Annotated in this window: 13 protein-coding genes; 6 read left to right on the top strand and 7 right to left on the bottom strand. The window is 49.7% G+C overall.

Going from position 1 to position 12,949, the window contains the following annotated elements; translation table 11 throughout:
- Positions 1–450: 450 nt before the first annotated feature.
- Together Q1A54_RS04160 and Q1A54_RS04165 are read right to left on the bottom strand one after the other, a co-directional pair.
- Positions 451–1,224 carry an enoyl-CoA hydratase-related protein gene (locus Q1A54_RS04160; protein WP_299704061.1) on the bottom strand — a complete coding sequence of 258 codons (774 nt, stop codon included), beginning with the start codon at positions 1,222–1,224 and terminating at the stop codon, positions 451–453.
- Positions 1,225–1,685: 461 nt separating this feature from the next.
- Entirely contained in the window at positions 1,686–2,951 is a 1,266-nt protein-coding gene (locus Q1A54_RS04165) for an aspartate kinase (RefSeq protein WP_196114456.1), read from the bottom strand.
- A gap of 92 nt (positions 2,952–3,043) precedes the next feature.
- Between Q1A54_RS04165 and fbp the strand changes: the two genes are divergently transcribed.
- The gene (gene fbp, locus Q1A54_RS04170) at positions 3,044–4,069 is read left to right on the top strand and encodes a class 1 fructose-bisphosphatase (protein ID WP_299985270.1); all 1,026 of its coding nucleotides are present in this window, start codon (positions 3,044–3,046) and stop codon (positions 4,067–4,069) included.
- Here the strand turns inward: fbp and Q1A54_RS04175 are convergent.
- The 4 genes from Q1A54_RS04175 to yihA all read right to left on the bottom strand — a co-directional run bounded on the left by Q1A54_RS04175 (position 4,066) and on the right by yihA (position 6,023).
- On the bottom strand, positions 4,066–4,374 hold the full coding sequence (locus Q1A54_RS04175) for a hypothetical protein (RefSeq protein ID WP_196114458.1): 309 nt from the start codon (positions 4,372–4,374) through the stop codon (positions 4,066–4,068). The genes fbp and Q1A54_RS04175 overlap by 4 nt on opposite strands.
- Positions 4,375–4,444: 70 nt before the next feature.
- Positions 4,445–4,927: a DUF5606 domain-containing protein gene (locus Q1A54_RS04180; RefSeq protein WP_196114459.1), complete on the bottom strand. Its 483-nt coding sequence runs from the start codon at positions 4,925–4,927 to the stop codon at positions 4,445–4,447.
- A gap of 21 nt (positions 4,928–4,948) precedes the next feature.
- On the bottom strand, positions 4,949–5,347 hold the full coding sequence (locus tag Q1A54_RS04185; RefSeq protein ID WP_196114460.1) for an energy transducer TonB: 399 nt from the start codon (positions 5,345–5,347) through the stop codon (positions 4,949–4,951).
- Between the two features lie 73 nt (positions 5,348–5,420).
- Positions 5,421–6,023: a ribosome biogenesis GTP-binding protein YihA/YsxC gene (gene yihA / locus Q1A54_RS04190; protein ID WP_007658261.1), complete on the bottom strand. Its 603-nt coding sequence runs from the start codon at positions 6,021–6,023 to the stop codon at positions 5,421–5,423.
- A gap of 509 nt (positions 6,024–6,532) precedes the next feature.
- Here yihA and Q1A54_RS04195 point away from each other — a divergent pair.
- The 5 genes from Q1A54_RS04195 to Q1A54_RS04215 all read left to right on the top strand — a co-directional run bounded on the left by Q1A54_RS04195 (position 6,533) and on the right by Q1A54_RS04215 (position 11,218).
- Complete coding sequence (locus tag Q1A54_RS04195) at positions 6,533–8,542, top strand: OmpA family protein (RefSeq protein WP_299985276.1); 2,010 nt, start codon at positions 6,533–6,535, stop codon at positions 8,540–8,542.
- 137 nt (positions 8,543–8,679) lie between these two features.
- A complete protein-coding gene (gene ubiE / locus Q1A54_RS04200) occupies positions 8,680–9,402 on the top strand; it encodes a bifunctional demethylmenaquinone methyltransferase/2-methoxy-6-polyprenyl-1,4-benzoquinol methylase UbiE (protein WP_007658259.1) in 723 nt (240 codons plus the stop codon).
- 26 nt (positions 9,403–9,428) lie between these two features.
- Positions 9,429–10,106, top strand: coding sequence for a porin family protein (locus Q1A54_RS04205; RefSeq protein ID WP_299985278.1), 678 nt, complete (start codon positions 9,429–9,431; stop codon positions 10,104–10,106).
- Between the two features lies 1 nt (position 10,107).
- Positions 10,108–10,860 (top strand): SDR family NAD(P)-dependent oxidoreductase, encoded by a 753-nt coding sequence (locus Q1A54_RS04210; protein ID WP_196114462.1) that lies wholly within the window; start codon positions 10,108–10,110, stop codon positions 10,858–10,860.
- Between the two features lie 97 nt (positions 10,861–10,957).
- Positions 10,958–11,218, top strand: a complete 261-nt coding sequence (locus Q1A54_RS04215) for a hypothetical protein (RefSeq protein ID WP_299985280.1) — start codon at positions 10,958–10,960, stop codon at positions 11,216–11,218.
- A 67-nt stretch (positions 11,219–11,285) separates the two neighbouring features.
- Here the strand turns inward: Q1A54_RS04215 and Q1A54_RS04220 are convergent, their stop codons facing one another.
- Positions 11,286–12,914, bottom strand: coding sequence for a hypothetical protein (locus tag Q1A54_RS04220; protein ID WP_299985282.1), 1,629 nt, complete (start codon positions 12,912–12,914; stop codon positions 11,286–11,288).
- Positions 12,915–12,949 lie beyond the last annotated feature (35 nt).

The following is a 12,949-nucleotide window of genomic DNA, read 5'->3' on the forward strand; positions in this document are numbered from 1 at the left end:
CACTAAAAGTTGTTCGTGAATGGGGGAACTTTGGGTGGGAAAGATGTATAGGTGTTAGAGAGTTAAGGAATTGGGAGATCGAATCTGGAGTGACATAACTCGGCAACATCGTGAGCTAAGAAATACTACCGTTCGCCTGTAGGGACAAATGGGACCTGTCAGAAGTATACACTTGCCATAGCTGACTATGCCCTCGCTCGCGTCCCGCGAGTGTGAGCTATCAGGCGGACTCTGGCCGCTTTCATTTGTGTCTCAGGCACAGGTGGTGGGATGCTGCCGAATTACGCACACTCGCGGGATGAGAACGAGCGTGTTAATAATACATGTCATTTCGAATGCAATGAGAAATCTGGATAGAGTATTACACTATTTCAGATTTCTCATTGCATTCGAAATGGTAAGAAGAGTTTAACTCCTAAACACTTCAACTCTCAAACTCCTCAACTCAAATTAGCGTCCCTTAAACTCCGGCTTGCGCTTTTCTACAAAGGCGTTCATGCCTTCGGTTTGATCTTCGGAGGCGAAGCAAAGGTAGAAGTTCTTGCGCTCGAAGTGGAGGCCTTCATCGAGGTTGGTTTCAAAAGAGCGATTCACGGATTCTTTGGCCAGCTTAGCAGCTACCGGCGACATCTGAGCTACTTCACCAGCCAGTTTAAAAGCTTCTTCCAGGTATAGCTCCACCGGCACCACACGATTGATCAGACCATGCTTCTCAGCTTCGTCGGCACTCATGAACTTGCCGGTCAGTACCATTTCCATGGCTTTGGCTTTGCCGATGGCTTTGGTCAGGCGCTGCGTTCCGCCAGCACCCGGCATTACCCCGATCTTGATCTCTGGCTGGCCAAACTGTGCCGTTTCTGAGGCTACGATCATGTCACAGGTCATAGCTAGTTCACAGCCGCCACCCAGCGCAAAACCTGATACAGCTGCAATGATGGGTTTCTTGGTTTTGCGGATCTGATCCCAGGTAGAGAACTGGTCGATGTTAAGCATGTCGATAGCCGTTTTACCAGCCATTTGCTTGATGTCGGCACCAGCAGCGAAGGCACGCTCGTTGCCCGTGATGATGATCGCACGCACATCGTCATTATCGTCCAGCTCTTTCAGAGCGTCGCGCATTTCGCCCATCAACTGCAGGTTCAGGGCATTAAGTTCTTTGGGGCGGTTCAGCTGGATAAGGGCTACATGCGGACGGGCCTGTGGGGTAACAAGTATAAATTCCATAGTTTAGTCGATGTTAGTTTCGGACTAAGTTACGGCTTTTGAAGAAATCAGAAAAAGGGGAATTGAAAGACTAAGAAACTAGAATGACCTGAGCATTTGCTGAGATAGTATTATGTGTGAGGTTCCCCTCCCGGGTAGGGGCCACTACTGTTAGAAACCTGTGGAAGAATTGTTATCTGGCCATTGAGGCTGAATACAGGAAGCGAAACTGTCCCCTTGAGGGGACCATAGGGGTGTAAAAGGCTGCTGTTTTGCTATTTGGTTTCTGCTCTGAATGGTCTTCGGCCTACAGAACTCCCCCTTTAGTCCCCTCAAGGGGACAGTTTTAATTGGTAGAAACTAGCTTAGATGCCTTGTAGAGCCCGTTTTAAAGGTTTCGAACAGTAGTGGGTAGGGGCCCTCTTAAAGGTTAAGAAGGGGCAGGGGGGTAGGCAAGGATTTATTATGAATGCTTATTGAAATTACCTACAGACTACCTGAAAGGTCGTTCTGGTCCGCTGTTCCAGCAGCACCTCTTTGCCTTTGGTGATTTCCTGTATACTAGCGTTGTCGTAGTTCTTGATCGTGAACAGCTGGAGCCCTGTATTGTAATGGATCGTGAACTGATCTTTTAATGTGTCCAGTAGCTTCTGCAGTCGCTCATCATTGTAATCAGTACAGATCGAAAACGAAATAGCCGAGTTCTGCATCAGGTTGATCTTGAGCCGCAGCTCCGACAAAGCATTGAAAATGGTACCCAGGTTCTTTTCGCTGATGAAGGTGAAGTCCTTGGCACTGAAGGATACCAGGCACTGTTTGTCTTTCACAATAAATGCCGGCGCCAGTTTCTCGAAGCGGCAGTCACAGATCTTGGTGCCTTTGGCCGTCGGGTCCAGGAAGGATTTTACATACAGTGGGATTGACTTATTGGCCAGCGGCTTGATCGTCTTCGGGTGAATCACGGATGCACCGTAGTAAGCCATTTCGACTGTCTCCTGGTAGTCCAACTCGCGGTAGCGCACGGTATTGGCAAAGCGCTTTGGGTCAGCGTTGAGCAGACCGGCTACGTCTTTCCAGATATAAAGTCCTGCTGCATCGAGGCAGTAAGCAAAGATGGCACCGCTGAAATCAGAGCCCTCGCGGCCAAGGGTCGTGGTGAGGCCATTGTTGGTGCCACCCAAGAAGCCCTGCGTCACGATAATTTGTTGCGCCAGTATACCTGGCAAATCGCGTTTGATCACGCGCTCCGTCCAGGCCCAGTCTACGCGGGCTTCCCGCCAAGTATTATCTGTTTGGATATATTTCCGGCTGTCTATCCAGGTGCTGGCTATACCTTGTTCCTGCAAAAAATAATGCACTATAACAGAAGATATTAACTCACCAAAACTCACCACCTGGTCATAGCCTTTGTCGTAATTGGAGGCTGGCTGGCCTTTAGAAGACTGCAGCACCTGCTGCAATTGAGCGAACAGATGTTCGAGTCGTTCGTATACAGGGTGTTCCCGGTTCGGAAAAAGCTCATTAACAATAGATAGATGGTATTGGCGGCTCTGCAGAAGGGCTTCGCTGAAACTTTGCCCCGCAGTGGCCAGTTCGTATACCTGTTCCAGGGCATTGGTCGTTTTGCCCATAGCGGACACAACCAGAAGCAGTTCTTTTTCGCCGCCCTGCGCGGATACAATGTGAGCCAGATTTTGCAGTGCAACGGCATCTTTTACAGAAGCGCCACCAAACTTAAATACTTTCATCAATTGAGACTATTACTGCGTAAATGTAAGTATCCTTCGGTTATGTTTCAAAATATCATATTTTTGTAGCTATATATTTAAATTTCACCATAATGAATGACAAACTAGCGCTTCCTGTCGGTACCACACTTGACAGGTTTATCATGAGAAAGCAGGAGGACTTCCCTTTTGCGACCGGAGAACTTTCGCAGTTGCTGCGCGACATAGCCCTGGCAGCCAAGATTGTAAACCGTGAAATTAACCGTGCCGGCCTGATCGATGTGACAGGTGCCTACGGTCAGCAGAACGTGCAGGGAGAAGAACAGCAGAAACTCGACGTGATCGCCAACATCCGCTTCATACGCGCCCTTCGTAACGGAGGCGAGGTGTGTGCCATCATTTCAGAGGAAGAGGACGAAATCATTCATACAGGCAACCTCAAAGGCAAGTATATTGTGGCCATTGACCCGTTGGACGGCTCTTCTAACATCGACGTGAACGTGTCTATCGGTACCATCTTCTCTATTTACCGCCGTGTGTCTGAGGTAGGCACAGAGGGTACGATGGAAGACTGCATGCAGAACGGCACTCACCAGATCGCAGCTGGCTATGTCGTATACGGCTCTTCTACGATGCTGGTGTATACGACAGGTCATGGCGTGAATGGCTTTACTTATGAGCCATCGCTGGGCGAGTTTTTCCTTTCTCACCCGAATATGCGCACCCCAGAAACAGGCACGATCTACTCCTGCAACGAGGGTGGTTACAACAGCTTCCCGGAGGGCATCAAAAACTACCTGAGCTATTGCAAAGAGAACGGTTACTCGGGTCGCTACATCGGTTCGCTGGTGTCTGATTTCCACCGTAACCTGATCAAGGGCGGGGTATACATTTATCCGTCTACAGCCAAAGCGCCTAACGGCAAATTGCGTCTGCTGTACGAGTGCAACGCCTTGGCTTTCATTGCAGAGCAGGCAGGTGGCAAGGCGTCTGACGGCAAGAGCCGCATCATGGAAGTAGAGCCAACCGAATTGCACCAGCGCTCTCCGCTGATCATCGGATCTGCCGAAATGGTAGATAAGGTGGAGGCGTTCATGAAAGCGGAAGTGAATAAAAAAGAGGAGGTTACAGCTAATTAATTCTGGCTATACCGGAAGCGGATCTGAGCTTTAAGCAGTTCGCGCTCCACAATCAAACGGGCTATGTTTTCGGCTACTTCTTCTTCGGAGGCCGCGAGCATAGCCTGTTTTACTTTACGCTCCTCCACATCGATGCGGTAAAGTATATGCAGGAGCTGGTTCAGGTTATGCCGGAGCAGGTATAGCACCATGCGGGACACCTCCTGTATTAAGTCGTTTTCCTGGGAAGGCAGCCGGTGCTCTGATTCAAACACCCGTTGCAGCTGTCGTGCGGCACTTGCAAGTAGGGCAGGAGAGTAAGTCATAGCTGTAAGCGTAAGGTATAGCGATAAAAAAAAGCCCTCCGGACAGGAGGGCTTTTCTATGGGTTGGATTTTACTTTTTGGTTTTTTTTGCCTTTGATTCAGCCTTTTCTTCTGTTTCGGCTTCTTCGCCGCTTTCCTCTGAAGCAGCTTCCTCGCCTGCTGTAAAACCAATGTGCTGGTTCGCAATGCTATACCAGGCTGCGAGTTTCTTCATGTCAGAAACATACACGCGGTCTTCGTCATAGTCAGGCAGCACGTCCGACATAAAGCTCTTCAGCTCCTCATCAGATGGCTTGTCGCCGAAAGGCAGCTCCCCGTTATATTTCTGGTGGATGCGGTCCATCACATCAGCCAAGGGCACGGTTGCTTCCTCGTCGTTGGTGTAGATCGAGATCTCGTCCAGCAGCGACATGCGGTGACGCGCCTGGGCTACCATGCGGGTAGGCTTGTCAGAAAGGCTCTCTACGATTACGCCATTGCGTGTTGGCTTTACGATGCGGTAAAGTCCGCTCATGCCGGCAATGGCTGCAACTTGTCTTAAATCAATAGGCATAATCAGGTATAAAACTGTTGGTTATAGTTTAAACATTATGGGCACACTGGCCACCATGCCGAAGCCGGGGCCGGGTGCTTTGAATTTCAGCATCTTGGCAATTCGCAAGGCCTCCTCTCCGGTGCCTGCGCCTGCATTTTTCAGCACTCTGAAGCCTGAGGTGGAGCCGTCTTCATTCAGCGTAAAGCTGACGATGCACTCGCCCTGCACCCGGTTGCGGCGGGCCAGAGCCGGGTACTGTATCTGCTTGTCGATGAACTTATACATGGCCTCCTGGCCACCTTTGTAGTACTCCGCCACAGGTATAGACTTGGACGGCATCCATACTTCCTTTTCCGTTGCCGTGTCGGCTGATTGAGCAGAAGCGGCAAAGGTCATAAAGGCAAATAAAAGAAACAAAATTGAGATTCTACTTTTCATAAGGGTAAAGAATTTAAGTTTGAGTTGGTGCACACCTGGCAAGTCTTCCCCCAAACCGCATACCCTGTGGCAATTAGTATTGCACCTGTGCGTTTACCTCTTCTATAAATTGAAGGATCTCTTCGCGACCTGTTCTTTTTTCTGCAGAGGTTTTGAACATGCGGGGAAGTTCATCCCAGGTTTCCTGCATCTTACGGGCATACGCGGCTATGGTTGAGTCGGTCTTGGTGGCTGACTGCTTGTCGGTTTTGGTGAACACGATCACAAAAGGAACGCCGAGCTCGCCCAGATGTTGCATAAAGTCGAGGTCAACCTTCATGGGCTCGTGCCGCGAGTCGATGAGCACAAACACGCAGGTGAGGTTTTCCCGCTTCTGCATGTAATAATTGATCATCTTGCGCCACTGCTCCCGCGACTCCTTGCTCACTTTGGCATAGCCGTAGCCTGGCAAATCGACCAGGTACCACTGGTCATTGATCAGGAAATGGTTGATGAGCTGTGTTTTGCCCGGAGACTGGGAAGTCTTGGCCAGCCCTTTCTGCTCGGTAAGCATGTTGATGAGCGAGGATTTGCCCACATTGGAGCGGCCGATAAAGGCATACTCCGGTTTGTTAGGTTCCGGGCATAAGTCAACCCGGGTATTACTTATTAAAAATTTTGCTTCTTTGATAACCATGCAGTTGCTAGCTTAAGTCACCAAGCCTGTAGTTGACTTGCTGATGTGGCAATTATAATTTACGATGTGCGAAGTGCCCGGGATATGAGCACATAGCTTATTTGTCAAAATTACTATTATTTTGGCAAACTTAATTTCAGCCAGGCTGTAGCGCGGGCTTCACAGGCGGGGGAGGGCATATAAGTTAGATGAAATATAAAATCGTTTTAATAAATAATCAAGAAAGCTATATAGTTTATATGTATATTTTAATATATTTGCTCTCTGTTCTTGAATTGGGTTACTGTGTCAGTATATAAAAATAGATATTAGTGTATCTATTGTAGCGATAGTAGCGTAAGGGGGAAGTTGTTGGGAGGTGGGAAGGAAAGAAAATAACACAATAGAATAAAGGGAGTAAACCGCCAGCATACTTGATCAATTGGGCGGAGAGACCTTTACTACGTTCTTCAAGAAAAGATTAATACATATTTCCATACAATCAATAAGTATAACAAACCCTTTACAGCATGAATAATTTAGCCAAATTATTTTCACGGCTTTCATTAGCGCTGGCGGTTACCTGTGTGAGTGCTTACACAGTAGACGCCCAGAGCAACAGAAAGCTGGTACGGACTGGAAACAAATTTTTTGACCGTGAAAACTACCGCGCTGCCCTGCCATATTATGAGCAAGTGCTGGCCAATGACCCAAACAACGCTGAGGCCCTCTACTTTGCGGGTATCAGCTACATGACTTTCGATAAGGAGAAAGCAGCAGAATACATCAACAAAGCACAGTCTGTAAAGCCTAACGTTGATCGTGATATTGAGTACTGGCTGGGCCGTATCAACCACATCAACTACCGTTTCGACGATGCCATCAAGCATTACCAGGCGTATATCCCGAATATCCGTAAGCGTGATGACTGGCGTCGTGAGGAAGTGGCCATGCTGATCCAGCAGAGCCGCAACGCACAGAAAGAGGTAGCTAACCCGAAAGACATCTTTGTAAAGAACCTGGGTGGTGTAGTAAACTCTGAGTTCTCTGAGCACAGCCCGGTAATCTCTTCTGACGACAATTACCTGCTTTTCACTTCACGCAGTGCCGGTAACAACCAGAGTGGCTCTAAAGCTTCTGACGGTGAGTACTTTGAAGATATCTACGAAACGCGCCGTATCCAGGGTGACGAGTGGGAGCAGCCACGCTCTATCGCTGGTAACCTGAAGAGCTCTGGCCACGATGCTTCTATCCAGCTGTTCGACAACGATACCAAAATGCTGCTGTACCGTTCTGTAAACAACGGTGACATCATGTACTCTGAGCGTCAGGCGGATGGCTCATGGGGCGATGCCAAGAGCATTGGTTCTAACATCAACACAGCCGACTTTGAGTCTGATGCTTTCATTACACCAGACAACCAGCGCCTGTACTTCTCTACCAGCCACTACTCTGAAGACGGTGACCTGGACATCTATGTGTCGCAGCGTCAGCGCAACGGTGAGTGGGGCAAGCCACGCAGCGTAGGTGCCGCTATCAACACCAAGTTTGACGACGACAGCCCGTACATGGCAGCTGACGGTTCGCTATACTTCGCTTCACGCGGTCACAACTCCATGGGTGGCTATGACATCTTCGTGGCCCGTTACGACTCAGTTGCGAAGCGTTTTGCCCGTCCTGAGAACCTGGGTTATCCGGTTAACACACCAGACGATGATACTTACTACCGCCTGAGCCCGGACGGAAGCTATGCTTACCTGTCTTCTTACCGCATCGGTGGTTACGGCGAAAAGGATATCTACACCATCAACTATATCCGTGCTGCCCGTGTGACGGGTCGTGTGTATGCTTCTAATGACAGCCTGGCTATACCTGGCCTGGAGCTTGTGTTCAACGGTCAGCAGGCTGACAAGCGTCCGATCTCTTACCGTGACGTAACCAAGCAGGAAGACGGTCTGTACGACCTGCGTGTTCTTTCTGGCCGTACGTACCAGGTAGAGATCACTAAGGATGGTGAAGTATTAACGACAGAGTCTTTCGAAATGCCAATGGTGCTGAACGATACGACTACTATCGAGCAGAACTTCTACATCGACTTCGGTGATGACACTACGCGTGTAACTTCAGCACCTACGTTGGCAGATAGAGGCACAACTACAGACAAGGCCGCTACCATGGAGTTCAAGAACATCTACTACGACACCGACAAGTACGAACTGCGTGCTGAGTCTATTCGTGAGCTGGATGCCGTAGCAGCCTTCATGAAAGCCAACCCTAATGTGAACGTAAGCATCGAAGGTCATACTGACTCACGTGCAAGTGAACAATATAACATGACACTCGGTGAAAACCGTGCCAACGCTGCCTTCGATTACCTGGTGCAGCAGGGCATCTCTCCACGCAGACTGGTAACTGTAAGCTACGGTGAGCGCCGTCCTACAGCGCCAAACAACTCTTCTGCTAACATGCAGCTGAACAGAAGAACTGAGTTCAGAATCATCCAGCGCCAGGATACACAGCAGGAAGTGCCTGTAAACTAACCTGAGCAATCATGCTGAATAAATAAAAAACAGGCTGGGCACACGCTCAGCCTGTTTTTTTATAATAATGGAACATATACTGTGCATAATAGTTACAGGTACAGTATTTTTGTTCTTTTATTACATAAGCATAACCCATGGCGGTAGTACCCTACAAAGACCAGAATAACGACAAGAAATCGCAGGTTGCGCAAATGTTTGACAACATTGCGGGCAAATACGATTTTCTGAACCACTTCCTGAGTGCTGGCATCGACATTGTTTGGCGCAAAAAGGCCGTGAGCCTGCTCAAAGCCGAGAAGCCGAAGCAAATGCTGGACATTGCAACTGGCACAGCCGATTTTGCAATTGAAGCACTGAGCCTCAACCCTGATAAAATTACGGGTGTTGACATTTCGGAAGGGATGCTGGCCGTGGGACGTGAAAAGCTGAAGCGCAAGGGGCTGACAAATAAGATCGAGCTGCGTTATGGCGACTCTGAGAACCTGCCATTTGAGGACAACAGTTTTGATGCGATCACGGTAGCGTTTGGGGTGCGTAACTTCGAAAACCTGAAGCAGGGCCTGTCGGAGATGCGACGTGTGCTCAAGCCGGGCGGTACAGCCGTGGTGCTGGAGTTTTCCAAGCCGCAGAGCTTCCCGATGAAACAGCTGTATCAATTTTATTTTAAGAATATACTACCGATGGTAGGTAAATTCGTTTCTAAGGACCGTGCCGCCTATACCTACCTGCCCGAGTCGGTGCAGGCTTTCCCGGACGGCAGGGAATTCCTGAGTATCTTTGAAGAAGTTGGCTTTAAACAAACAAAATGGCATTCACTCACATTTGGCATCAGCTCCATCTACACCGGCAAAAAATAAGTTTTGCGGTACTTCTTTTTGTTTTGATGGCAGGTACCACGCAGGTACAGGCTCAGAACCAGAAAGTAATGGGCGAAAACAAACCAGGCTATGACGAAAAGCGCATACACTACGGATTTTACCTGGGTATGTCTTATTCGAAGTACTACATTGAGCACTCGCAGGATTATGCGAATCAGGTTGCTAACGGCACGAAAGTAAACACGATGAATAGCCTGGGATTTTATCCTGGTCTGGTGTTGAACGTGCGCCTGTTTGAGTACTTAGACGCCCGTTTCGTACCTGGTGTGGGCTTCTATGGCCGTAGCATCGACTTTGAAAGAAATGTGGAAGGCGAAGAAGGCGGAAACTTCGATAACACTACGTTTGCCTCACCCGTGATCGAGCTGCCCCTATTGCTCAAATACAGAGCGAAACGCCGCGGCAACTTCAGGATGTACATGGTGGGTGGTGTAAAAGCCAGCCGTATGCTAGGCAATACAACCCATACCCAGAATGGCAACCTGCTGCAGGTTAACCGCAACGACTTATCTGTAGAGTATGGCGTGGGGCTGGATATCTTTTATCCATTTTTTAAGTTTGCGCCTGAGCTGCGCTACTCTCACGGACTCATGGACCAGAAGAGTACTGCTGGTGGAGAGTACAGTCCGCTGATCGACAGAATGACTACCCGAAACGTTTCCTTAATCTTCCACTTCGAATAACATGGCACGCATTGCACTTGTAACAGGAGCTACATCAGGTATAGGCCGCGCTACGGCGTTTGCTTTGGCCAAAGCAGGCTATCACATTATTGCAACTGGTCGTAGGGCAGAGCGCCTGCAAGAGCTAAAAGAGCAGATCACGGAGGTGCCGGTGCATACGCTAGCTTTTGATGTGCGCGACCGTGAGGCCGTGCAAGAGGCTATCAGTAGCCTGCCTGCCGACTGGAAAGGTATAGACGTGCTGGTAAACAATGCCGGTAATGCCCACGGTCTGGCGCCGGTACAGAGCGGCAACATAGCCGACTGGGACGCCATGCTCGATATCAATGTGAAGGGGCTGCTCTATGTCACACACGCTGTGCTCCCCCTGATGCTCAACCGCAAAAAGGGCCATATCATCAACATTGGGTCTATTGCTGGCAAAGAGGTGTATGCCAATGGCAACGTATACTGTGCTTCTAAATTTGCGGTAGACGCCATCTCCAAAGGAATGCGCATTGACCTGATACAGGAAGGTATAAAAGTATCGGAGGTGAACCCAGGCCTGGTAGAGACGGAGTTCTCTGAGGTGCGCTTTAAAGGCGACAGAGAACGTGCTGCCGGTGTTTACCAGGGCTATGAGCCACTTCGTGCAGATGATATTGCTGACCTGATCACCTTTATGGTGACGCGCCCTGCCCATGTGAACATCGCGGAAGTGCTGATCTTACCGGCTGCACAGGCATCTGCCACGGTGCTGAACAAGCAGCTGTAGCCCTCTTCTTCGACAACCCGCCCTTGCGGACAATCGTACCTACAAGGGAAACGTCCGTAAGAGTTGCGGACCTGAGTTGAAGAAAAACAGAAGAGATATGGCTAATAACAAAGATAACCAAAACAGACAGAAACCTGACAGCAACGCGAACTCGCAGCCAATACCAGACGAGTTTTCAAATGAGGCAAACCACAAAGGAGCAGTAGACCTGGGCACGGATGGCACAAAGGCTACGGCTAGCCAGCAGCAGGGCCAGGGAGCCTGGGGAGCCAAAGACAAAGATAACCGTACCGGTAGCCGAAGCGGCAGTGGTGGCGGAGGCCAGGGATCCCAAAACAAAACAGGTAAGGAAGATTAATCTATAAGACACAAAAAAAGGAGCCGGCTATACCTAGCCGGCTCCTTTTTTTGTGCCCAGTTATCTGCTAGTCAAGGTAATAGCGCAACAGCCATCCCTCTGCGTCAAACTGATTAGCGGCAGGGCTCTGCTCTGTTTTTTGGCGGGTACCTTTGCTCAGGTCATAAGTGTTGCGGTATTCCGTGTCCTCTATCCTAATGCGACGGGCCATGGGCTTGCTTCCTTTTACGGTATAGCTATCTTCCCCGGCGCCGCCCCATATCCTGATTTTTATCTTAGGCCGCACTTCACCTTTCACTACAAACTCGTCATTGCCGTTGAGGCCGTACAGGTGTATCTCTTTTGTATCCTTGGCCTGAAATATCCGGTCAAAGAGCTGTCTTCGTTCTTCGCCATCTTTCTTGATCTTGTATACCTGTACCCGCACTTCGTTTGCAGACAGCACCTCTATTTCAAAGCGCTCGTGCTTGTCAGATCCAACCACAACGGCTTCCCTCAGTAAACTCTTGTAATATTTTTGAACTGATTTGCCCAGCTTGTCCCGGCGGGACTTTAGTTGGTTCATAATGGGAGACGCTGTGAGTTGGTAAATGGTGTCGGGCATTTGCCGGAAAGACTGCTCGATCACTTCATCTGTTAGCGCACTACTGACGCTGTCGGCTACTTCTGTCCAGTCCTGGTAAGTGAGGCTGGCGAGTATGGTTTCATCCAGGTTGCGGCCGCTTCTGTTCAGGTCATCCAGGTTTGTCAGGTTATTGCTGTAAGTCTGAAAGTGCTTCTTAAGACCAGTGCGCATAAAGAGCCAGGGAATGATCGCATCATTGAGCTTATAAAACACATTGTCACGGTCACGGGGCACGGCCTGGTATACCTTTACGCCGTCCTGCTTATACTGCGCCCAGCGCCAGTTGTCTTCGTGTCGGCTCCAGTCACCGATCAGCATGTCGAATAGGCGGGTCCGCAGGTAGTATCGGGCGTCTATATCACTGTTGTTCTCAAAAAAGCGGTCCTTGAGCATGGCTCTGGTGCTTTTAATATTCTCAGAGCTTCCCATACCTGGCTCATCAGATAGGTCATCATCAGGTCTGATCTCAAACAGGGCAACCATGCCGCCGAAGTTTTCTAGGTAATCACCTAGTCTGGGGTCGTGCGGTATGTAGACCAGTTCTGGCTTCGTGTGGTGTATGCCAATGGCCTCGGCCATGGGTGGCAGCACGAGAGCGGCATAAGGGTGCGTAGCTGAAGTGGCATCCCGTATGATGTTAGCCGCATAGCTTTGCTGCCACCTTTCGGGCAGGGCAGTGGCGGGGTCTTTGTCAACAGAGCGGAGCACGTACTCTTTACCCTCCGGGTTCTCGAGGCGAAGGTTCATCGTTTGTCGGCTACCACCTTGCTGTGTTGGTGTCAGGCCACCTTTTTCAGTGCCCAGATCGAGCACACGGAAAGAGACAGGAACAGTCCAGGCGGGGCGGTAGTGCTTGCCATAGAAGAACGTGTGCAGGCGGCTGCGACCGTAGTGTTCGCCCACAGCTACTGTCACGGTGCTATCACTGTAGTCAGGTATACCTGCTGTTGATTGAGACGGGGGTGGAACCTGCTGCAGGCTATGCGTATACTTGTTGCCGATGCAGCCGCTCACAAGCATCGCAGATAATAGACTGATCAGGAATGGTAACCGGTAGTAGGAGGGGCGCATGGGTGTTGGTAAGTTCGTGGGCTGGTGGTGCTGGT

It is taken from the genome of uncultured Pontibacter sp., from assembly GCF_947502515.1.
GTDB lineage: Bacteria > Bacteroidota > Bacteroidia > Cytophagales > Hymenobacteraceae > Pontibacter.